Consider the following 21,203-nt stretch of genomic DNA (forward strand, 5'->3'; position numbering starts at 1 on the left):
AACGGGAACGGGCGGTTGAGGGCCCGGAACGGTATGCGGAATGTGACCGGAGTGACCCCAAGTGGTCAGGTATCAGCCATACCAGGTGACATTGCAGACGTAGATGCACGCATGGCGGGGTACGGGCAGAAAGCCTCCGCCTCGGCAGCCTCCCGGATCGCACGGATCTCTGCGATGGCCTCTGCCGGGTTCTGCTCCCCCGCGTCCACGATGCGTTCGAGTGCACGGAGCCGGGAGGCACGTTCCGGGTGTCGTTCGATCGCCACGAGCACGGCCCAGGAGTGCACGAAGGCCCGCAGCGGCGCGAGGCTCTGCGTCTGCTGCGCGTTCGTCGTGGCTTCGAAGAGGTGCTGTGTGAGGGCCGGGATCCGGCTCGGCGCGATCCGCGCGACCGCTGCCCGCAGCGCGTCCGGCGTGAGCTCGGGCATGGGGATCAGCGGTCCGTACGGGCCGCCGGTCTGGGCACTCATGGTGACCTCCGGTGCGGACTGGGCGGTTTTCTATGCCGTCGCCCCGCACGCGCGACAGTCACGGCAGCGGCCAGGGCTCGGAGCACGAAAGGCCCGTTCGCACCCGTCGCAGGTCTGGAAAGGGTCAGGACGAAGGGAGCCAAGAGGGGTGGCGGTGCTGTGTGGTTGTGGTGCGGTGGGCAGGGGCGGCGGAAGCTGGGCAACGAGGCGGTGCGCGAGGAATCGCGCTGGATGCCGGATCGGCTCCTGGGGCAGGCCGTTCATCAGGGTTAGCCGTACGGCAGAGGCGGGCACGCCTCGCTCCAGCCAGGCGGAGACGAATGGCGCCAGGCGGTGTACATCCCGTTCCGTGAGCAACAGGCGTGCGTCGTAGGCCCGTAGGCCGGAGAGGAGATCGACCGCCGGGCAATGGCTCGGGGGTGCGGGTTCCGGGTCCAGGGAGTCTGGCGGCGCGACGGGAATTACGGGAGCCACGGGAGTCACAGGAATTGCGGGAGTCACGTGGGCATCGGACGCGAGAGCCGCAGCCGGAAGGGCCGCGAGCCGTGGCCTGTTGTAAGAGATCGTCCGGGTCACTACCCGGCCGGACCGCAGCCGCTCCTTGATGCGGGTCAGATAGCCGTGCGCCTCCAACTCCCTTAGGGCGGCGGCGATCCGGATCTCCCCCTCGGGGAATCGGGCAGCCAGGGCCTTGATCCCGACGGGGGTGCCCTTGGGCAGCGATTGGATGTGGGTGGCCAGGCCGATCGCCGTGAGGGACAGCTCGGGGTGCTGGGCGAGGTGGTTCCCGACCACGGTGAACTGCTCGTGGTGGCGTTCGGTGACGTGGTCGATTCCGGGTCCGGAAGGGCCGGACCGGGCGCGCGGAGGCGCGCTAGGCTGCTGTGCAGTCATGGGGAAGGTTCTGTCTTCCTTGGTGATCAGGCCCTCGCACTGGGATTGCCGTCCCGGCGGGGGCCGAAATTATGCGTGCGGTTGTTTCGCCGACGCTGCACCACAACACGGCTTCCGCGCCAGCCGAGTTGGCGATGTTCACTCCTGCGGGTGATCGCCGGGGGCGGTGGGGCCGGGTTGGTTCTTTCCCCGGTTCTTATTTCTTTGGCGTCGCGCTCGACCGGGTCACGGATTTACGCGATCCGGCGCCAGTTCGGCCCAGACGGTCTTGCAGTGAGCCGGTGCCTCGTCGACGCCCCAACGGTCCGCGTACGCCACCACCAGCCGCAGCCCCCGCCCCGATTCCGCGCACTCCTCGACCGGGTCCGGGATACGCGGGACCCGGTCACCCCGGGCGTCGGTCACCTCGATACGGAGCACCCCGGCCGTACCGAGCCGGAGCGTCATCCTGAAGTCGCGGCCCGGTACGCGGCCGTGCAGGACGGCTTCGCGGACCGGTCATGGGCGGCGTCTGTCGAGACCTACTCCGCGTAACGGGACTGGAAGACATCACGGGCTCCGACGACCCGGGCCAGGTGGGATCGGACGAGTGCCGTATCGACGCCGGGGCAACGCGCCAGGAGGCTGAGTGAGTCGGCCAGGTGAGCCAGGTCCTCCCAGTCGTGGTTCACGGCGAGCGCCGCGGAGAGCGACGTGTCGGCCCCGCTCCACTCTCCAAGTGCACAACTGGGCAGTATCCGCCGGGTGTCCGGCGCGTCCGCGTCCGCCGTGGCGGTCCGTGCCTCGCGCCACAGGGGTTCAGCGGCCTCCGCGCCCTCCGTCAGACCCACCGTCAAGGCCAACCTGACCGCTCCGTCGGGATGGTTCGCGTACAGCCAGTCGGCGAGCTGCCGAGTCCGTTCCCACCGGCCGGTCATGACGTCGGCGGCCCACATCGCGTCGACGTACCAGTAAACGCCCATGGCGGCCATGTTGCCTTTAAGGCCGCCGGTCGAGTGGATGCCTTCCAGCAGTCGCACCGCGTCGTCGTACCGTCCCTGCATCAGCAGGACATCAACGGTTCTGCCGCGCGCCCACTCGGTCTCGTGGCCGCGCTCAACACACTGGCCAAGGTCGGCGAGTGCCGGCTCAAGCCGTCCGATGGCGATGCATGTATTCGCGCGGGCCGCGTACAGGCCCGCCTGGTCCGCGCGAAGGGAGACGGCTCTGTTCAGGTCCCGCAGTGACTCGGAGTACTGCCGCAAGCTCAGATGGTTCCTGCCTCTGGCCCCCAGCACTGCCCAGTCGTCGGGATCGTGCTCCAATATGCGGTCGAGCTGGGCACCCAATTCGGCGTGCTTGCCCAGCGCGGACAGGGCGATGCTCCTGAGGTCACGATGATCGACATTGTCGGGTTCCCGTTCCAGCGCGAGGTCTGCGTCAGCCAGCGCCTCCTCGAAACGGCCGGCCTTGAGGTGAGCAACACTTCGCTGGTGCAAGGCCCGGCTACCCGATGATTCAGCCGCGACAGCCAGACCAAGATCGGCGAACCTGCCCTCCTCGTCGCCCAGGTCTCCGCGCAGACGAGCACGGTTCAGCAGTGCCCACACGTAGGTGGGCTCAAGCTCGATCGCGCGGTCGAAGGCCGCGAGCGCCTCATCGAGGCGGTTCAGACGGAGGAGCGCGTCTCCGCGGCCGGCATGTGCCGACGCGTACTCCGCGTTCAGCTCGCAGGCCCTCCCGAGTTCCTCGACAGCCTCCTCGTACCGGCCCACCAATCGGTAGGCGTCTCCTCGTTCGGACGCGATCCACGCACTGTCCGGTGCTGCCCGTACAGCACAATCGAGGTCTGCGAACGACTCATCGAGCCGCCCCTGGCGGCGATATACCTCAGCTCTGTGGGCGAGAGCCCACAGATATTCGGCGTCGATCTCCAGTGCTCGGTCAAAGTCCGCGAGCGCCCCGTCGTCGTCGCCGAGGAAGTGCTTGCTGTACCCCCGGCTTGCCCATGCCAACCGATCTGCAGGATCGAAGGTCAGCACACGGTCGAAGGCCGCCACGGCCTCTTCATGACGGCCCAGGTGCTGCAGAACGATGCCCCGGTCAAAGATGATCCAGGCGGTGTCGGGGCGCAATGCGTCGGCACGGTCCAGGTCCGCCAAGGCTGCAGCAGGCTCACGCAGCAGCGCGTGAAAGAGGCCACGCTCGTGGTACGCCCTCGCGGACGTCGGAGCCAGAGCGACGGCCCGATCGAACTCCACGAGTGCCTTCTCGTCCTCTCCCGTCTGCCGCAGTTCCCGTCCCCGCACCATGTGCGCCACGGCCCGGGTCTCCGCGTCGAGGCCTGCCCGGTCCAGCAACAACCCGAGCCCGCTCAGTACAGTGCCCGACTCTCCCGAGACCGCCGCGAGAAGGTCACGCCCCCATGCGCGGAGCGCCTCCGCGTCTGCGTGCTCCCCCGCGTCGGCCAACGCCTGCGCGCAGCCACGCGCCGCGACCGCATCTGCGCGGCAGGCTCCGACGAAATCCGTGAGCACCTGCCTCAGTGCCGTCTGCGGCCGTGCGCACAACAGGTGGTACGACTCTTCAAGCCTCAGCTCACGCCATGGCTCGTCGAGCCACCACTCGTCCGGTTCCAGCCCCTCTTCCGCCCCGGCACGCCATTCCCCGAACACCTCCGCGAGCCGTGCGTGCCGCTCGGCCCACTGTCGCGGCGACCGCGTCCGCTGCAGCCGGAGCATGGCGGTACGCACGACATCGTGGTAGCGGACGCGGCCGACCCGCTCGCTCACGAAGGGCATCCCGCGCAGCCACTCGTACGACCCCTCGGTCTCCCCGTCGTCCACGGTGGCCCGGAACACGTCCTCGTCCAGCTGCCGCGGCAGAGCGCACATGAGTGCGGCCTCCCGCCGCGCCGGATCGCGCTCCCACTTGAGGAAGCGCTCCACTGCGGTGGCCGTGGGGTCGTCGACCACACCCGGATTCTCGGCGAGAGTCGACACAAGCACCGGAAGGCACCCGGACAACCGCAGCACTTCTCGTACGACGCCCTCGTCCACCACTCCTCTCGCCGCCAGGAGTTGGCGTGCCTCGGACTCCGTGAACGGCTCCAGGGCGATCTCGGTGACGAACCCGGCGTAGTCCGCCCAGCGGGCGGGGTCGGGGCCGTGCTGGCCCGCCAGCGTGACGACCACGTTCGCGGGCAGCGCGCCGTACCGGTCCGTGGTGATGAGGTCGAGCAGCCAGGGATCGAGGAAGGGGGCGGTTCGCTCGTAGGTGTCGAAGAACAGCGCGATCCAGGGCGCGTAGCCGGCCACCCGGTCCAGCTCCGAGACGAAGACCGGGGTCAGGACATTCAGCGGCTCCAGGACCAGCTGCACATCGTCGTGATTCCGGAAGCGCGCGCTGAGCGCCGCCCTCAACCAGTCTGTGCCATAGGCCACTTGGGCCGGGTCGATGGCTCCGGCGAATGCGCCCACGCCCGGCACCATGCCCAGTCCGATCACCCCCGCCTGGGCCACGGCCATGCTGCCCGCGGAGGGCGGCTGGGGCGCGCCGGGGTCCAGCACAGCCGACGCCGTCTCCGCCTCATGGCGGCGCTGCCGGTAGGCGGCGAGGAGTTTGTCGAGGGCCTTCAACTCCGCGCCCTGCTTGGCGAACTGCGCACTGATCGCCGCCAGCACCTCCGGCACGCTGTTCACGGTCTCGTCCGTGCAGGCGGTGAGCGCCTTGCGCTGCGCAGCCAGGGCCTCCAGTTCACGGACCAGCGAGGACTTGCCGACTCCCGCCGTTCCGTGGACATGAAAGACGAAGCTGTGCCGCTCATCCTCCGGCGAGGTGTCGAAGTTGGCGCGGAAGAGGTCGAGCTCGCTGCGACGGCCGACGAAACCCGCGCGTTTACGGCGCCCGATCAGCTCCTGCATCGACGGTCGCGTCGGCCCCATCCGTCCCACCCCCGTAGCTGGTCCGACTGAATTCTGGCAGAGGGCCCGAGAGCCCGGACAGACACCCGACGATTGACTTCGGAATACGTTCCGAAGTACGGTGGGGCCATGTCCACTCCCACGGTCGCCTTCTCCGAGCTCTCGAAGAACTCCAAGCGTGTCGCGGACACGCTCGACCGGGCTCAGCGCGTACACATCACGCGCCGGGACGGCGAGGATCTCTACCTGACGACGGCACGCCATGATCAGCAGCGCGAGGAGACGGCGGACATCACGGCCCGCCTTCTGGCCGCCCTCGTGCGCAGCGATGCCGGTGAGCGGGCCATAGTGCGGGCACTTCCCTCAGTCTTCCCGTGGGTTCGTCATCTGTCGGCGGACGAGTTGAAGGAGTTCGTCGCCGAGCTCATCGACGGCACGTACGACGCGGCCCAGCTGGACGTCCATGGCAATCTCCACCGAGTCGTCGTCGAATGGCGCGCGACGGCACGCATCCTCGCCGACCCCGAGCTCACCGCGCAGCTCACCCGTCGGCTGCCGGACGAGGACCACGGCGAGGTGACCGCGCCGTGAGCCCGAAGCGGGGCGACGACGTCACCCCACCGCCGGTGGGCGGGGAATGGCGCCTGCGATTCGCGACGAACGAGGCGGCGAAGGGATGGGGCGAGCTGGGCGCGGAGGCGCCGGGCAACACCCGGCGCTGCTTCGAGGCGCTGCGCTGCGACCCGCTGTCCCGAGCGGATCCCGACCGTCAGCACCGGCTGCGCGGTCGTCTGGCCACGGGCAACCTTGGCGGCCAGGAGTATCCCCAGTGGGAGTACGAGGTGACGGCAGGCGGTCGCGTGCGCTATCTCGTCGACGAAACACGCCGCACCGTCCACCTCGTGTACGCGTCTACCCGCCACCCCAAGGACACCGAGTAGTCGTCCTCACGGAGACTCCAACACCGGCAACAGCTCCGGCAGATGCCCGTCGGAAGCGGCAGCCGCCCGCTGCCGCTCCTCCGGCACCTCCCCGTACAACGTCGTCCGCGCCCTCGCCGGACGCCCCGCCGCCTCCGCCACCGCGATCAGGTCCTTGACCGACTTGTACGAGCCGTAGGACGAGCCCGCCATCCGCGAGATGGTCTCCTCCATCAGCGTCCCGCCGAGGTCGTTCGCGCCCGAGCGGAGCATCTCCGCCGCGCCCTCGGTCCCCAACTTCACCCAGCTGGTCTGGATGTTGGGGATGTGCGGGTGCAGGAGAAGGCGGGCCATGGCCACCACCGCGCGGTTGTCGCGGGTCGTCGGGCCCGGGCGGGCGATGCCCGCCAGGTACACCGGAGCGTTGGTGTGGATGAAGGGGAGGGTCACGAACTCCGTGAAGCCGCCGGTGCGTTGCTGGATGTCCGCCAGGGTCCGGAAGTGGCCGAGCCAGTGGCGGGGCTGGTCGACATGGCCGTACATCATTGTCGAGGAGGAGCGGATGCCCAGTTCGTGGGCCGTCGTCACCACCTCGATCCAGGTCGCCGCCGGCAGCTTGCCCTTCGTCAGGATCCAGCGGACCTCGTCGTCCAGGATCTCCGCCGCCGTGCCCGGGATCGAGTCCAGGCCGGCCTCCTTGGCCGCCGAGAGCCACTCGCGGATCGACATGCCCGTGCGGGTCGCGCCGTTCACCACCTCCATGGGCGAGAACGCGTGCACATGCATGCCGGGGACCCTCTCCTTCACCGCCTTCGCGATGTCGAAGTACGCCGTGCCGGGGAGGTCCGGGTGGATGCCGCCCTGCATGCAGACCTCGACCGCGCCCACGTCCCAGGCCTGGGCGGCGCGGTCCGCCACCTGCTCCAGGGAGAGCGTGTACGCGTCGGCGTCCGTGCGGCGCTGGGCGAAGGCGCAGAAGCGGCAGCCGGTGTAGCAGACGTTGGTGAAGTTGATGTTCCGCGTGACGATGTACGTCACGTCGTCGCCGACCATCGACTTGCGGACGTCGTCCGCCACCCGGCACAGGGCGTCCAGCGCCGGACCGTCCGCGTGCAGCAGGGCCAGGGCCTCGTCGTCGGTCAGCTTGGTGGGGTCGTCCGCCGCCGTCGCCAGCGCCGCCCGTACGTCCGTGTCGATGCGGGACGGCACCATCCCGGGCGCGGCGGCCTCGCGCAGCGCCTCCCAGTCGCCGTACACCGCGTCGAAGTCGTCGCGGCGGTCGGACGTACGTCCCTCGGTGTCGATCGTGTGGTGCAGGTCGGTGCGGCCGGAGGATGTGAAGGCCTCTTCCGGCTCCTGCCACGGGTGTCCCTCGACCACCGCGTCCTCGCGGGCGAGGCCCGTCTCCGGGTCCGCCAGCGCCCGTACGTGCGGCAGCAGCCGCGGGTCCAGCCAGGGCTCACCGCGCTGGACGAACTCGGGGTACACGCAGAGACGTTCCCGCAGTTCGAAGCCGGCGGTGGCCGAATGGGACGCCAGCTCCTCGATCCGCGGCCACGGGCGCTCGGGGTTCACATGGTCGATGGTCAGGGGTGAGACCCCGCCCCAGTCGTCGATCCCCGCGCCGATGAGCCGCCCGTACTCGCTGTCGACCAGGTTCGGCGGCGCCTGGAGACAGGCCGCCGGGCCCATGATGTGCCGGGCCACCGCGACCGTGGCCACCAGCTCGTCCAGTTCCGCGTCCGGCATCCCGCGCATCGCGGTGTCCGGCTTGGCGCGGAAGTTCTGGATGATCAGTTCCTGGATGCCGTGGTACGCCCGCGACACGCGGCGCAGCGCGAAGAGTGAGTCCGCGCGCTCCTCGTACGTCTCCCCGATGCCGATCAGCAGCCCGCTGGTGAAGGGGACGGAGGAGCGGCCCGCGTCCTCCAGCACGCGCAGCCGGACCGCCGGTTCCTTGTCGGGGGAGCCGTAGTGCGGTCCGCCCGGCTCACTCCACAGCCGGGTCGCGGTCGTCTCCAGCATCATGCCCATGCTCGGGGCCACCGGCTTCAGCCGCTGGAAGTCGGTCCACGACATGACACCCGGGTTGAGGTGCGGCAGCAGGCCCGTCTCCTCCAGGATGCGGATGGAGATGGCCCGTACGTACGCGATCGTGTCGTCGTACCCGTGGGCGTCCAGCCACTCGCGGGCCTCCGGCCAGCGGTCCTCCGGCTTGTCGCCGAGGGTGATGAGGGCTTCCTTGCAGCCGAGTTCGGCGCCGCGGCGGGCGATGTCGAGGACCTCGTCGGGGGACATGAACATCCCGTGTCCGGCGCGGCGCAGCTTGCCCGGCACGGTCACAAAGGTGCAGTAGTGGCATTTGTCCCGGCACAGCCGGGTCAGCGGGATGAAGACGCTCTTCGAGTACGTGATGACGCCGGGGCGGCCCGCCGCCGCCAGGCCCGCGTCCCGCACCTTCGCGGCGGACGCGGCCAGGTCGTCGAGGTCAGCGCCGCGCGCCTGCAACAGCACCGCCGCCTCGGCGACATCGAGCGCGACGCCGTCCCGCGCACGCTTGAGCGCGCGCCGCATGGAGTTCGCCGTCGGCCCGGTTCCGGGACCGGTTCCGGGAGTCGCGGAAATCGTCATCCTTCGAGCATACGGTCGCGGTGATCAGGCATTGCAGGGCCCGGCCGTATTCGTCGGGGGCCGCAGATCGTTACACAGCGCCACTGGCGGCGGGCATCCGCGCCGACCAGGGCACGGAGGCTCAACAGGCGTCGCCCCTGCCGTCGTCCTGCTGTCGTCCTGCTGTCGTTCTGCGCGACAGGTGCCGATTCCCTTCCTGTGCGCCTGTGTTCACGGCCGGATACGAGGCTTGCATCTGTCTCTCACCCAGCCCCACCCGCACCACACGATGTCATGTCACTGCCAACTCACCACTCTCGGCACCCTCGACACCCTGGGAGCAGCAGCATGTGCGAGGACGACCACGGAAACGTCACGGGAAACGTTGAGGGAAACCTCATGGCGAGACGCGCGCTGTTCGTGACGGGCGCCGCCGCCGCGCTTACGTTGGGAAGCGTGACCTTCGCGAGCGGCGCCGAGGCCGACGACGCGGCCGACGGCAGCCAGGAGACCCGGACGGTGCGCGGCACCCTGCCCATCGGTTCGCCGGACTTCGTGTACCTCCCGGTCGAAGTCCCGCACGGCGTACGGGAGATCAAGGTCGCGTACACCTACGAGAAGCCGTCCGTCCCGGCCGGCACCGCGGGCAACGCCCTCGACATCGGCATCTTCGACGAGCGCGGCACGGAGGCGGGCGGCCGGGGCTTCCGCGGCTGGTCGGGCGGGGCACGCACGGAGTTCTTCCTCCGCGGCGACGACGCGACGCCCGGCTACATCCCGGGACCGGTCAGGGCGGGGACGTGGCACATCGCGCTCGGCCCGTACACGGTGGCGCCGCAGGGACTGCCGTACGAGATCACGATCACCCTCACGTACGGAGAGCAGGGCGCGACCCCGAAGCCGGTGTACCCGCCGTCGCGCGCGAAGGGCCGCGGCCGCGACTGGTACCGCGGCGACTGCCATCTGCACTCCTGGTACTCGGACGGCCGCCGCACCCCGGCGGAGATCGCGGCGCTGGCGCGTACCGCGGGCCTGGACTTCATCAACACGTCCGAGCACAACACTCACGCCTCGCACCCCCATTGGGCGGACCAGGCGGGCGACGACCTTCTGATCATGCTCGGTGAGGAGGTCACGACCCGCAACGGCCATGTGGTCGCGCTGGGAACCGACCCCGGCACCTTCGTCGACTGGCGCTACCGGGCCCGCGACAACCGTTTCGGCAAGTACGCGCGCCAGATCCGCCGCGCCGGAGGTCTCGTCGTCCCCGCCCATCCGCACGCCACCTGCGTCGGCTGCGGCTGGAAGTTCGGCTTCGGGGAGGCGGACGCCGTCGAGGTGTGGAACGGCCCCTACACCCCCGACGACGAGGTCACCCTCGCCGACTGGGACAACATGCTGGTCGCCTCCGCCCGCACCGGCTCACGGGACTGGATCCCGGCGATGGGCAACAGTGACGCCCACCGCGACCCCGACCCCGTCGGCACCCCCCAGACGGTCGTCCTCGCCGACGACCTGACCCGCGAGGCCATCCAGGACGGCATCCGCGCGGGGCGCTCGTACGTGGCCGAGTCGAAGCTGGTCTCCCTGACCTTCACGGCGACGGGTTCGAAGGGCGAGCACGCGGGGATCGGCGAGCGGCTGGAGGTCGACGCCGACACTCCGGTCACGGTCCGCCTGGAGGTCAGTGGCGCACCCCGCTGCACGGTGCGCTTCGTCACCGATCAGGGGGTGCTGTTGACGAGTGCTCCGCTGCCGGTGTCCGGCTCCGGCACGGCCGAGTGGCGTACGACGCCTGCGTACGCGGCGTACGTACGGGCCGAGTTGCGGCACGAGGTGGCGGCCGGTCCCCTGCCTGGGGCGCTGGCGGCGTTCACGAACCCGATCTTCCTGGGGGCGTGAGGGCGAGCGACGACGGCTCGGTGGCCTGATCCCGCACCATCCACGCCATAGCCTCACGCTGGGGCTTCTGCCGTCCCGCGGACTTCACCCGCTCCTTCCGCTCCGCGTAGGGGATGCCGCCGCCCAGCTGACGAGGCCCGCGCTCACTGGCCGAGGACCAGCATCGCCACCAGGAGCACCACCAGCACCCCCAGCCCGACCCCGCCCACTCGTGCGCCGCCCTTGGGGACGAAGACGCCGACGACCGTCCCCAAGGTGACGAGCGGCACCGCGTACCGCGCGACGGCGAACAGCGCGTCGCCGAACTGCGGGGTGCGGACGCCGTCCTGGCAGGCCTCGCAGGCGATGGCGAGCAGCGGCCCGAGCATCCCGATGAAGGCGCCGGTGAACAGCACGAGGATCGCGAGGACGGTCAGCCCGGTCCACTCGGCGGCGGTGCGCCGGGGCTCGGCGTCGAGGTCGGCGGTGTCCAAGGTGCTGCCGGTGTTCTCCATGAGACGGACGTTACGGAGGCCTGTGACGGGGCGGCATCCGCGTTCGTACTCAGGCCGGTGCGCGCTCGTGGCCTGAGTACGCGGCCTCGCTCATGTACCGCCGCCTCCGGCGCGGGCATCTTCGAGCGCCGCCGTGATCTCGGGCGAATTCCTGATGTGGACGCGGTGCCGGTAGGCCCGGACCACGGCTGCGGCGCCCTCGAAATCGTTGGTCGGGGCGGCTCCTACAGCCGCCGCCAGCTCCTCCTCGAACCGCTCCCGGTCGCCGGGAAAGCCGTAACGGCTGAGCGCGCTGCGCAGGTCGTCCACGGTCCGGATCTCGGGGAGAGGCATCGCTCCCCAGCCGTGCTCAGGCTGTGCGCTCATGATCTGCTCCTGATGAAGCCCTGCGCATGCGCGTCGGTGGCCGGGATGTGGCGCGCACCCAGCTCCAGCACCTGCTCGACATGAGCGAGCGGGAGCACATCACCGTGCGGGGTCGCCGCCACCGCAGAAACGAGCTGAGGTGGGTCGCGGAGTTGGCGTGGGGGCCGGGCTCCGGCTCCGCTCATGACTCCCCGGACAGCCGCTGGGCCACAATGCGCCCATGACCGATCACCAGGCCCGATCTCCCGTCCGTGCGCTGCTACGTGGCCCCCAGGACGGTGAACTCATAGACGTCGCCGGTGTCGCGCACTTTTTCCGGCTCACCGGCGAGCACACGGGCGGGCACTTCGCCTTCGAGGAGTTCAGCCTCGCTCCGGGCACCATCGGTGCCAGACCACACGTGCACGACGGACACGACGAGTACTTCTACGTTCTTGAGGGCGAGTTGACGCTCCACACAGGAGACGGTGAGGTGACGGCCGGCCCCGGACATCTGCTCGCTGCCACCCGCGGCACCCCGCACGGCTTCCGCAATGCGGGCTCGGTCCCCGCCCGCGCCCTGTGCCTCTACACCCCCGCCGGCTACGAGAACTACTTCCGTGAGGTCCACGCCGCCGTGAGCGCCGGGGCCGAGGCGACCGACGAGCTGCTGGCCGAATTCCGCAGCCGTCACCGGACCAGGTCCCATCAGGTTCCCTCCGACCACCCCTGACCCGACCCGGCGTGCCCCATCCCTCAGTCCCGTGACGTGTTGGAGAGCCGGTCCAGCCACTCGGTCAGCAGGCCCGTTTCGGCGGGGGTGAAGGCCGGGCTCGGGGACGTACGGATCATCGCGCCCAGGCGGGCCGCCGTGGCGGGAACCTCCACCTCGTCACCGTCGGCCGGCGCGAGGGCGGGACCGGAGCCGGTCACCTCCGGTATGAAGACCACCGCGTGCACCGCGTCCCGAACCCGCCGCGACACGCTCTTGTCGCTGAAGGTCGCCGGGCGGGAGACCAGCATCAGGGCGACGCCGACGTTGGCGGACATGATGATCTGGGCGGCGAGCTCGGGGGCGAGGCGCAACTTGCCCTGTTCGGCGGCCCGTTGGAGGTCGGACGTGAGGATCTGGTGGGACTCCAGGGCCGCGGCGGGTGGGGTGCGCATGGCCGGGGAGTTCATGAGGCGGTAGAGGTTCGGGTTCTGGAGGGCGAACTCGGTGTGGGTGTCCCAGCCGTCGCGCAGGTCCTGGACCGGGTCCGTGCCGGGGGCGCGGTCGCGCTTGGTCGCCAGGTACTTGTCCCAGCCGTTGTCGACGACCGCCGACAGCAGGCCCTCTTTGTCCCCGAAGTGGCGGTAGAGGGCCGGCGCGCCGACGCCCGCCGCCTCGCACACCGCCCGCGTCGAGACGTCCCCGTTCGGGGATTCCGCGACCAGGGCGGCCGCCACTTCGAGAATGCGCGCTTTCGTACTCACGGTAGCGACGCTACCCGAGGTCATACGGCTGGTCATACGGCCGTCTCGTGCGGGGCGAGGAGGTCGTCGAGGCCGATGCGCGTGAGGAACTCGGCGCGGATGCGGTCCGCTACGCGGCTGACCTCCTCCGAGCCGTCGTTGGCGGGGTCGACGTGGACCCGGAACGGCCGCTCGCCGTGCGGGGTGTCGACGACCTCGACGATCGCGTCGGCGACGAGCGACACGTCCGCGTCGGCCGGCGCGAGGGCGGCCAGGCGCTCGGCGACCTGGTCCATCAGGCCCGCGTAGCGCTCCTCGTACGCCGGAATCACCGTCTGCTCGGAGGGGTGGCCGCCCGTGGCGAAGTGATTCGTGCCGGAGGTGAAGGCGCCCGGCACCACGATGGTCGTCTCGATGTCGAAGCGGGCCAGCTCGGCGGCGTACGACACGGCGAGCGCGTCCATCGCGGCCTTGGCGGCGAAGTACGGCGCCAGGTAGGGCGGGGTGCCGCCCCTGCTGGACGTGGAGCCGACCCACAGCAGCAGGCCGTGCCGCTGGGCGCGCAGGTGCGGCAGCGCGGCCCGGTTGACGCGCTGGGTGCCGAGCACGTTCGTGTCGTACACCGCGGCCAGCTCCTCGGGTGTGAAGGCCTCGGTCGGGCCGGTCACCATGTGGCCCGCGTTGTGGACGACGACGTCCAGGCGGCCCGCCTCCGCGAGGATCGTGGCGACGGCGGCGTCGGCCGACTCCTGGGAGAGGACGTCCAGTTCGACGGTACGCAGGTCCACCTGGTGCTCGGCCTCGTACGCCTCGGCCTCGGCGACCCGGCCCGCGTTGCGGCCCGCGGTGTCGCGCATCGCGGCGTAGACCGTGTGCCCGGCGCGGGCGAGGGCGCGGGCGGCCAGGGCGCCGAAACCCGAACCGGCGCCGGTGATGACGATCGTCTTGCCCGTGACAGGCATGGCGGAACTCCTTGAAGTGGAGAAGGGAAGAAGGGGAGAAGGGGACGGGGGGCTGCCCCGCGGGGCTTACGCGATCCCGCCGTTGGCCCGGACCACCTGGCCGTTGACCCAGCGCCCGGCCGGTCCCGCGAGGAAGGCGACGACCCCGGCGATGTCCTCGGGGGTGCCGAGGCGCTCCAGCGGCGGCTGGGCGGCCATCCGCGCGATGGTCTCCTCGTCCTTGCCGTCCAGGAACAGGGCGGTGGCGGTCGGCCCGGGGGCCACCGCGTTGACGGTGATGTCCCGGCCGCGCATCTCGCGGGCCAGGATCAGGGTCATGGCCTCGACGGCGCCCTTGGTGGCGGCGTACGCGCTGTAGCCGGGGATCGCGAGGGCCAGCACGGAGCTGGAGAAGTTGATGATCGCGCCGCCCGCGCGCAGCCGGCGCGCGGCCTGCTGGTCGACGACGAACGTGCCGCGGATGTTGGTGCGGTGCATCCGGTCGAGGGCGTCGAGGTCGAGGTCGACAAGCGGGGCCAGGGTCATGACGCCCGCCGCGTGCACGACGACGTCGACTCCGCCGTACGTGGCCTCGGCGGCGTCATAGAGGGCCGCCACCTCGGTCTCGTCGGCCACGTCGGCACGGAAGGCGATGGCCTGTCCGCCGGTCTCGGTGATCGCGGCGACGGCCTTGTCGGCCTCGACCTCGTTGCCCGCATAGTTCACGACGACGGCGTATCCCTCGGCGGCCAGGCGCTCGGCGGTCTCGCGGCCGATGCCACGGGAACCTCCGGTGACGATCGCGACGCGGGGGGAAGCGTTGCTAACAGTGGAGGCGGTGGGGGTGCTGGGCTGCTCGCTCATGGCGTTGCTCCTTGTCACGGCTGGGGTAGCGGTGTTTCGCTTTCCGGCAGAAACAACGCTAACACTTTGACGTTAGCGCCGCTACCCCCTGCCGTAGCATCGCTACGTTGTTGATCGCCGTCCGACCCCGAGAACGTCGAGCATCGCCCGGGTGGCCGGGCTCGGGTTGAACCGGCTCCACGCCAGGTACTCGATGCGGTGCGGTCCGTCGGCCACCGGGACCAGCGCCAGTTCGGGGTCGTCGGCGGCCAGCGGCCGGATGAACGCCGACGGCAGCAGCGCGACACCGAGCCCGCGCGCGATCAGCCGGGTGATCAGCTCGACGACGCCGGCCTCGTACGCGACGTCGCGGACCAGTCCCGCGGCGGCGAACGCCTGGTCGGACTGGGCCCGGGCAGGCGTCCCGGCCACGAAGTCCACGAACGTCTCCTCGGCGATCTCGTGCAGCGCGACCCGGGAAGCGCCCGCGAGCCGGTGCCCGGCCGGCACCACCAGTACGTGCTCGTCGTGGTCGAGAACAACGGTCTCCACACCGGACGGCGGTTCGCCCTCCGGCAGCCCGAGGAACGCGATGTCCAGGTCGCCATTCCGGATCGCCGCCGCCAGTTCGTCGCTACGTCCGGAGCGGAGGGCGACGCGGACGTCCGGGTGCCGGGCGCGGTACCGCTGCAGCAGTTCGGGTACGTCGACGGCAGCCGTGGTCACGATCACGCCGACGGCGAGCCGGCCGCGTACGACGCCGGTCGCGGCGGCGGCGTCGGCGACGGCACGGTCGGCGGCGGCCAGGCACTCGCGCGCGCCCGCGAGAAACGCCGCTCCCGCACTGGTCAGCTCGACGCGGCGGCTGGACCGGGCGAACAGCTTGACCCCGAGCTCCCGTTCCAGGCTCGCGATGCGGTGGCTGAGGGACGACTGCACCACGGAACAGCGCTCCGCCGCGCGCGTGAAGTTACGGGTTTCGGCGACGGCCACGACGTATCGCATCTGCTGGAGATCCACACAGTGATCGTTCTCGTTCATAGCTGGCATGGCAAGCATGCGTTGGATTCATGACGCGTTGTGCCGAGACTTCCTCACATGCATTCCATGACCGAGCGATCACCGGACCGGCCGCGGATCCCGTCCAGGACCTCGTCCACGTCCGCACAGCAGGCGGCGACCGTCGCGCTGACCGCACTCGCTCCCGCGTCCTGGGGCACCACGTACGTCGTCACCACGGAACTGCTGCCGCCCGGGCATCCGCTGTTCGCCGGGCTGATGCGCGCCCTGCCCGCCGGGCTGCTCGCGCTGGCGCTCACCCGCGTGCTCCCGCGCGGGGACTGGTGGTGGAAGGCCGCCGTCCTCGGCGTGCTCAACATCGGCGGGATGCCCCTGTTGTTCCTGGCGGCCGAGCGACTCCCCGGCGGTGTCGCCGCCACCCTCGGCGCTGTCCAGCCGCTGCTGGTCGCGGGCCTGGCCGTCGCGGTGCTCCACGACCGGCCGACGGCCTGGCGACTGGCCTGGGGCGTGATCGGTGTGATCGGCGTCGGACTCGTCGTGCTCGGTCCGGGGGCCCGGCTGGACGCCGTCGGAGTACTCGCCGGCCTCGGCCATACGGCCACCATGGCCGGCGGGGTCGTCCTCACCAAGCGCTGGGGCCGTCCGGCGGGGGTCGGTCCACTCACCCTTGCCGGCTGGCAACTGACGGTCGGCGGGCTGCTGTTGCTCCCGCTCACCCTCGCGATCGAGGGGGTGCCGCAGCGGATCGACGCCGGAGCGGTCGGCGGCTACCTGTGGCTCGGCAGCATGGGCGGGCTGATCGCGTACACGCTGTGGTTCCGCGGGATCGGAAAGCTGCCGGTGGGCGCGACCGCACCGCTGGTGCTGCTGTCTCCGCTGGTCGCGACCGCCATCGGCCTCGCGCTCGGCGAGTCACTGAGCCTGCCGCAGACCCTTGGTTTCGTCCTCGCCCTGGCCGCCTTGCTCGCCGCACAGCTCAACCCCCCGAACAGGAGAATTCGATGAAGTCAGGTATGACGATCGCTGTGGTCGGCGCCACCGGGATGGTCGGCAGCCGGGTGATCACCGAGGCCCGTGCACGCGGACACCAGGTGCTCGCCCTGTCCCGGAAGCCTGCGAGTGAGGACCCGAACGTGACACCGATCGCGGTCGACGTGAACGACTCGCACGCCGTACGCGAGGCGCTTGCGGGCTCGTCCCCGAACGGCGCCCCGAACGATGCCTCGAACGGCGCCGCGGACGCCGTCGTGCTGACCGTACGGACCCTTCCGGTCGACCAGGAGTTCTTGGTCGGCGCCACCCGTACGGTGCTGGATGTCGCCGCACAGCTCGGGATCCGCGTTCTCGTGGTCGGCGGCGCCGGCGCGTTGCGCAGCCCCGACGACCACGACCTGCTGGTCGCCGACAACCCCGCGTACGTGCCCGCCGAATGGAAGACCGTCGCCGCTGCCGGGATAGCTCAGCTGCGGGTCTGCCAGGCCCACACCGGTGCCGATTGGGTCTACCTGAGCCCGCCGGCCCTGCTCGAACCCGGTGACCGAACCGGCCGCTATCGGCGCGGCACCGACACCTTGCTCACCGGCGCCGACGGGCAATCATGGATCAGCGCCGAGGACCTGGCCGTCGCCGTGGTCGACGAACTCGACACCCCTGGCTCCGAACGCCGCATCACGGTCGTCCACCGCGACGAACGCGCGTCAGAGTGAGCCGGGCGGGATCCGGGGGCCCGGGCGGGCACTGAGCCCTTGGACAGGTCGAGGCGCGCCGCCGGATCCCCGCCACCCCGATAGGCTCGCTGATACCCGAACCGGAAGAGCCCCCCATGTCGCGCTACAACGAGATCAAGCACCGGGCCGTCACGACGTTCCAGCGGAGGATCGGCAATCCGGTCATCAAACGGCTGCCCTGGCAGACCCTCCTGGAGACCACCGGGCGCAGCTCCGGGCTGCCGCGCCGGACACCGCTCGGCGGGCGGCGTGTCGGGGATACGTTCTGGCTCGTCTCGGAGTTCGGCGAGAAGTCCCACTACGTACGGAACATCATGGCCGACCCGAAGGTCCGGGTCCGCATCAACGGGCGCTGGCACCCCGGCATCGCCCATCCGCTCCCCGAGGACGACGCCCGCGCCCGCCTCAGGTCGCTGCCCCGGATGAACAGCACCGCCGTACGAGCGCTCGGCACGAACCTGTTGACCGTGCGGGTCGATCTGACCGGCTGAGCGGCCTCACCCCGGCCACACGATCGCCTGCACCTCGCTGTACGCGTGCAGGGCGTACGACCCCACGTCCCTCCCCACCCCGCTCTTCTTGAAGCCCCCGAACGGCGCCTCCATGTTGCGGCCGACCGTGTTCACGCCCACCCCGCCGGCGCGCAGCCGGCGGGCGACGCGGAAGGCGCGGGCGACGTCGCCGGACCAGACGTAGTCGATCAGCCCGTAGTCGGAGTCGTTGGCGAGGGCGATGCCCTCCTCCTCGTCGTCGAAGGGGACGACCACGACGACCGGGCCGAAGATCTCCTCGCGGACCACGCGCATGTCCGGGGTGCAGTCGGCCAACAGGGTGGGGGCCACATAGAAGCCGCGGTCGAGAGCGGGACGGTCGCCGCCCGTGACCACCCGGGCGCCCTCCTTCCGGCCGAGGTCGACGTACGACTCGACCCGGTCCCGGTGTGCCGCCGAGATGACCGGTCCGACGACCGTGCCCGGCTCCCTCGGGTCGCCCACCTTCAAGTAACCGGCGTACGCGGCGAGTTGCTCGACCAATCGGTCGTGCACGCCCCGCTGCACCAGCACCCGGGTCGGCGCCGTGCAGATCTGCCCGCTGTAGAAGGAGAAGGTCGTGCCGATGCCCGACACCGCCGACTCCAGATCGGCGTCGTCGAAAACGACCGCCGCGCCTTTGCCGCCCAGCTCCATCAGCTGCCGCTTCATCCCGCGCCCGCACACCTCGGCGATGCGCTGCCCGACCGCCGTCGAACCGGTGAAGCTGACCATGTCGACGTCCGGGGAGTCGACGGCGGCCTCACCCACCTCCGGACGCGAACCGCTGACCACGTTGACCACGCCCGGCGGGGCGCCCGCCGCTTCCAGGGCCTCCGCCATCCGGTACACGGACAGGGGGTCCTGCGGGGCCGGCTTCACGACCACCGTGTTGCCCATCGCCAGCGCCGGGGCGATCTTGCCCGCCGGGTTGGCCCAGGGGTTGTTGTACGAGGTGATGCAGGTGACGACGCCCACGGGCTGGCGCACGGCCACAGCTCCCATCACGGCAGCCTTGCCGAAGGGGCCGGCCTCGTTGATCTGCGGGGGCAGCGGCTGCTCGACGGGCTCGGTCTTCGCGTAGCGCCGGAAGCGGGCCATGCCCACCCCCACCTGCATGCCGCGCGCTGTCCCGGTCGTGGCGCCGCTCTCGGCCTGGGCGAGTTCGGCGTACGGGACGAAGTTGCGCTGGATGATGTCCGCCGCGCGGGAGAGGACGGCGGCGCGTTCCTCGGCGGGTGTGCGCGACCACGCAGTGAAGGCCTCGCGGGCCGCGGCCGCGGCCGTGTGCACCTGATCCCGTGAGGCCTCCGGCGCCCGCCCGACGACACCCTCGGTCGCCGGGTCGGTCACCTCGTAGTGCCCGTGGTCGGGCTCCACCCACGACCCGCCGATGAACAATCGCTGTTCCTGGGTCACTTGGTGCTCACCGTCCGTGTGTCCCGCCCGGAGCGGAGCACCTTCCCCGGCACCGCGCCCGTCACCACGTCACCCCGTATCGCCTCAACCCCGTTGACCCACACGGCCGTTATCCCGATCGCCCTGGAGTCGAGCCGCGGACTGTCACCCGGCAGGTCGTGCACCAGGGTGGCCTTTCCGGCGTCGATCCGTTCCGGGTCGAAGAGCACCAGGTCGGCATGGAAGCCCTCCACGATCCGTCCGCGCTCGCGCAGGCCGAAGAGCCGCGCCGGATCGTCCGTCAGCATCTTCACGGCCTGCTCCAGCGTCGCCAGTTTCCGCCCGCGCAGGCAGTCGCCGATGAAGCGGGTGGTGTACGGGGCTCCGCACATGCGGTCCAGATGGGCGCCCGCGTCGGAGCCGCCGAGCATGACGTCCTGGTGCTGCCAGGTCTCGGCGCGCAGGGCCCACGAGCCGGGGTCGTTGTCGGTGGGCATCGGCCACAGGACCGTACGCAGTTCGTCGGCCGCGCAGATCTCGACCAGGCATGCGAAGGGTTCCTGACCCCGCTCGGCCGCGATGTCGTTGACGACCCGCCCGGTCAGGCCTTCGTTCGCCACGCTGTACGTGTCGCCGATGACGTACCGCCCGAAGTTGGCGAGCCGCCGGAAGACGCCGGCCTCCTTGGAGCCCGCCCGCCGCAGCATCTCGGCCCGTACGTCCGGGTCGCGCAGCCGGGCGATGCGCTCCGGCACGGGCAGGCCCAGCACCTCGCCCCAGCCGGGGATGAGGTTCAGCGCGCAGAACGTGCCGAGCGACATGTTCATCGGCGTGAGGATCGGCATGGTGAGCGCGACGATGCGGGCGCCGGCCTTGCGGGCGCGGTCGCTTGCCTCCAGCTGGCGGGGGACGCGTTCGGGGACGGCGGCGTCGATCGTCAGCACGTTCCAGTTCAGGGGCCTTCCCGCGGCCGCGCTCATCTCCACGAACAGGTCGATCTCGTCATCGCTGAACTGGTCGAGGCACCCGGCGACGATCGCCTCGATCTGGGTGCCCTCGTGCTCGCCCACCGCCTTCGCCAGCGCCAGCAGCTCGGCGGGCTTCGCGTGCCGGGACGCGACCGGCTTCCCGTCGCCGTCGGAGTGCGTGGACGACTGGGTGGTGGACAGGCCCCAGGCCCCGGCGTCCATCGCCTCGTGGAAGAGGGCGAGCATGTCCGCGAGCTGACCGGGGGTCGGCTGCCCGCCCACCGCGTCCGCGCCCATGACGTACCGCCGCAGCGCGCAATGCCCCACCATGAAGCCCGCGTTGACGGCGATCCGGCCTTCCAGCGCGTCCAGGTACTCGCCGAAGGAGTGCCAGCTCCAGGGCGCGCCCTCCTCCAGGGCGACCAGGGACATGCCCTCGACCTTGGACATCATCCGCCGTGTGTAGTCGGCGTCCTCCGGCCTGGCGGGGTTCAGCGGCGCGAGCGTGAAGCCGCAGTTGCCGCCCGCGACCGTCGTGACCCCGTGGTTCAGGGACGGGGTCGCGTACGGGTCCCAGAAGAGCTGGGCGTCGTAGTGGGTGTGGGGGTCGACGAAGCCGGGGGCGAGGACGAGGCCGTGCGCGTCCTCGGTCGTCCTCGCCTCCTCGGTGGTCATGCCGACGATGGCGATACGGCCGTCCCGTATCCCCACGTCGGCGGTGTACGCGGGCTCGCCCGTCCCGTCCACGACGGTCGCGCCCTTGATCAGATGGTCGAGCACGGAG

At 70.8% G+C, this 21,203-nt stretch carries 19 protein-coding genes and 1 pseudogene; 8 read left to right on the top strand and 12 right to left on the bottom strand.

Annotated elements, in window-relative coordinates:
* Positions 1-65: 65 nt before the first annotated feature.
* The 3 genes from AB5J50_RS22395 to AB5J50_RS22405 all read right to left on the bottom strand — a co-directional run bounded on the left by AB5J50_RS22395 (position 66) and on the right by AB5J50_RS22405 (position 5,287).
* Positions 66-470 carry a DUF6247 family protein gene (locus AB5J50_RS22395; RefSeq protein WP_369260184.1) on the bottom strand — a complete coding sequence of 135 codons (405 nt, stop codon included), beginning with the start codon at positions 468-470 and terminating at the stop codon, positions 66-68.
* A gap of 1,119 nt (positions 471-1,589) precedes the next feature.
* Positions 1,590-1,811 (bottom strand): ATP-binding protein, encoded by a 222-nt coding sequence (locus AB5J50_RS22400; RefSeq protein WP_369260185.1) that lies wholly within the window; start codon positions 1,809-1,811, stop codon positions 1,590-1,592.
* 74 nt (positions 1,812-1,885) lie between these two features.
* Positions 1,886-5,287 carry a tetratricopeptide repeat protein gene (locus tag AB5J50_RS22405; RefSeq protein WP_369260186.1) on the bottom strand — a complete coding sequence of 1,134 codons (3,402 nt, stop codon included), beginning with the start codon at positions 5,285-5,287 and terminating at the stop codon, positions 1,886-1,888.
* Positions 5,288-5,395: 108 nt separating this feature from the next.
* Between AB5J50_RS22405 and AB5J50_RS22410 the strand changes: the two genes are divergently transcribed.
* Together AB5J50_RS22410 and AB5J50_RS22415 are read left to right on the top strand one after the other, a co-directional pair.
* Positions 5,396-5,857 (top strand): prevent-host-death family protein, encoded by a 462-nt coding sequence (locus AB5J50_RS22410; protein ID WP_369260187.1) that lies wholly within the window; start codon positions 5,396-5,398, stop codon positions 5,855-5,857.
* Complete coding sequence (locus tag AB5J50_RS22415) at positions 5,854-6,207, top strand: hypothetical protein (RefSeq protein ID WP_369260188.1); 354 nt, start codon at positions 5,854-5,856, stop codon at positions 6,205-6,207. The genes AB5J50_RS22410 and AB5J50_RS22415 overlap by 4 nt, the downstream gene beginning before the upstream one ends.
* Positions 6,208-6,213: 6 nt before the next feature.
* Here the strand turns inward: AB5J50_RS22415 and AB5J50_RS22420 are convergent, their stop codons facing one another.
* A complete protein-coding gene (locus tag AB5J50_RS22420) occupies positions 6,214-8,817 on the bottom strand; it encodes a bifunctional FO biosynthesis protein CofGH (protein WP_369260189.1) in 2,604 nt (867 codons plus the stop codon).
* Positions 8,818-9,144: 327 nt separating this feature from the next.
* Between AB5J50_RS22420 and AB5J50_RS22425 the strand changes: the two genes are divergently transcribed.
* Positions 9,145-10,698 carry a CehA/McbA family metallohydrolase gene (locus tag AB5J50_RS22425; RefSeq protein WP_369260190.1) on the top strand — a complete coding sequence of 518 codons (1,554 nt, stop codon included), beginning with the start codon at positions 9,145-9,147 and terminating at the stop codon, positions 10,696-10,698.
* 143 nt (positions 10,699-10,841) lie between these two features.
* Here AB5J50_RS22425 and AB5J50_RS22430 read toward each other — a convergent pair whose 3' ends face one another.
* Both AB5J50_RS22430 and AB5J50_RS22435 read right to left on the bottom strand, forming a co-directional pair.
* A complete protein-coding gene (locus tag AB5J50_RS22430; protein ID WP_369260191.1) occupies positions 10,842-11,192 on the bottom strand; it encodes a hypothetical protein in 351 nt (116 codons plus the stop codon).
* A gap of 90 nt (positions 11,193-11,282) precedes the next feature.
* Positions 11,283-11,558, bottom strand: coding sequence for a hypothetical protein (locus AB5J50_RS22435; RefSeq protein ID WP_369260192.1), 276 nt, complete (start codon positions 11,556-11,558; stop codon positions 11,283-11,285).
* A gap of 11 nt (positions 11,559-11,569) precedes the next feature.
* Between AB5J50_RS22435 and AB5J50_RS22440 the strand changes: the two are divergent.
* Both AB5J50_RS22440 and AB5J50_RS22445 read left to right on the top strand, forming a co-directional pair.
* Positions 11,570-11,668 (top strand): annotated as a pseudogene (locus AB5J50_RS22440) (Scr1 family TA system antitoxin-like transcriptional regulator); the annotation flags it as partial.
* Positions 11,669-11,778: 110 nt separating this feature from the next.
* Positions 11,779-12,270, top strand: coding sequence for a cupin domain-containing protein (locus AB5J50_RS22445; protein WP_369260193.1), 492 nt, complete (start codon positions 11,779-11,781; stop codon positions 12,268-12,270).
* 23 nt (positions 12,271-12,293) lie between these two features.
* Here AB5J50_RS22445 and AB5J50_RS22450 read toward each other — a convergent pair whose 3' ends face one another.
* From AB5J50_RS22450 to AB5J50_RS22465, 4 genes are all read right to left on the bottom strand, one after another.
* A complete protein-coding gene (locus tag AB5J50_RS22450) occupies positions 12,294-13,037 on the bottom strand; it encodes a TetR/AcrR family transcriptional regulator (protein WP_369260194.1) in 744 nt (247 codons plus the stop codon).
* 8 nt (positions 13,038-13,045) lie between these two features.
* Positions 13,046-13,954, bottom strand: a complete 909-nt coding sequence (locus AB5J50_RS22455; RefSeq protein ID WP_369260195.1) for an SDR family NAD(P)-dependent oxidoreductase — start codon at positions 13,952-13,954, stop codon at positions 13,046-13,048.
* Between the two features lie 66 nt (positions 13,955-14,020).
* Complete coding sequence (locus AB5J50_RS22460; protein ID WP_369260196.1) at positions 14,021-14,797, bottom strand: SDR family oxidoreductase; 777 nt, start codon at positions 14,795-14,797, stop codon at positions 14,021-14,023.
* Between the two features lie 102 nt (positions 14,798-14,899).
* A complete protein-coding gene (locus AB5J50_RS22465; protein WP_369265481.1) occupies positions 14,900-15,796 on the bottom strand; it encodes a LysR family transcriptional regulator in 897 nt (298 codons plus the stop codon).
* A 78-nt stretch (positions 15,797-15,874) separates the two neighbouring features.
* On the opposite strand from AB5J50_RS22465, the gene AB5J50_RS22470 reads away from it, so the two are divergent.
* From AB5J50_RS22470 to AB5J50_RS22480, 3 genes are all read left to right on the top strand, one after another.
* Positions 15,875-16,801, top strand: a complete 927-nt coding sequence (locus AB5J50_RS22470) for an EamA family transporter (RefSeq protein ID WP_369260197.1) — start codon at positions 15,875-15,877, stop codon at positions 16,799-16,801.
* Complete coding sequence (locus AB5J50_RS22475) at positions 16,798-17,502, top strand: NAD(P)-dependent oxidoreductase (protein WP_369260198.1); 705 nt, start codon at positions 16,798-16,800, stop codon at positions 17,500-17,502. The genes AB5J50_RS22470 and AB5J50_RS22475 overlap by 4 nt, the downstream gene beginning before the upstream one ends.
* A gap of 116 nt (positions 17,503-17,618) precedes the next feature.
* Positions 17,619-18,014: a nitroreductase/quinone reductase family protein gene (locus AB5J50_RS22480; RefSeq protein ID WP_327429550.1), complete on the top strand. Its 396-nt coding sequence runs from the start codon at positions 17,619-17,621 to the stop codon at positions 18,012-18,014.
* 6 nt (positions 18,015-18,020) lie between these two features.
* Here the strand turns inward: AB5J50_RS22480 and AB5J50_RS22485 are convergent, their stop codons facing one another.
* A complete protein-coding gene (locus tag AB5J50_RS22485) occupies positions 18,021-19,472 on the bottom strand; it encodes an aldehyde dehydrogenase family protein (protein ID WP_369260199.1) in 1,452 nt (483 codons plus the stop codon).
* Positions 19,469-21,199 (bottom strand): amidohydrolase family protein, encoded by a 1,731-nt coding sequence (locus AB5J50_RS22490; protein ID WP_369260200.1) that lies wholly within the window; start codon positions 21,197-21,199, stop codon positions 19,469-19,471. Before AB5J50_RS22490 ends, AB5J50_RS22485 begins: the two co-directional genes overlap by 4 nt.
* Positions 21,200-21,203: the final 4 nt, after the last annotated feature.

Source organism: Streptomyces sp. R35 (assembly GCF_041053035.1).
GTDB classification, from domain to species: Bacteria; Actinomycetota; Actinomycetes; order Streptomycetales; family Streptomycetaceae; genus Streptomyces; species Streptomyces lutosisoli.